Source organism: Streptomyces sp. NRRL F-525, assembly GCF_000716605.1.
In the GTDB taxonomy this organism is placed as follows: domain Bacteria; phylum Actinomycetota; class Actinomycetes; order Streptomycetales; family Streptomycetaceae; genus Streptomyces.
Genome location: NZ_JNXE01000157.1, coordinates 1 through 391 on the forward strand (window position 1 = coordinate 1; position 391 = coordinate 391).

At 69.3% G+C, this 391-nt stretch carries 1 pseudogene; it reads right to left on the reverse strand.

Annotated features, from left to right (window positions below):
- A pseudogene (locus tag OO69_RS48320) lies at positions 1 to 391 on the reverse strand (phage tail protein); the annotation flags it as partial.

Consider the following 391-nt stretch of genomic DNA (forward strand, 5'->3'; position numbering starts at 1 on the left):
GGGGCAGCGCTGCCACGAGGTTGGCCGCTGCGGTGACGAGGGTGAGCATGCTGGGTCCGGCCTGGGCTGCGGCCTGCATCAGGGTGATGACCGCGTCCGAGATGGCGGCGAGTGCCTCGCGGGCTTCGGGACCGTTCTCCCGGGCGTAGGCCATGAACTCGGCGAGCGGGCCGCTGGTGATGGCGCCGCCCTCGGACAGCACCCGCAGGAAGTGCATGACCCCGTCGGTCATCTCATCCAGCTGCCGGTCGGAGAAGTCGGCGAACTTGTCGGCCATGGCGTCGAAGCCGGGGGTTTCGATGGCGCCACCGGCGACGGTGATCACGCGGTCCAGCTGGGTGGAGAACGACTCAACGTGCGGGGTGAGGCGTGGGATCAGCTGGTCCATGAC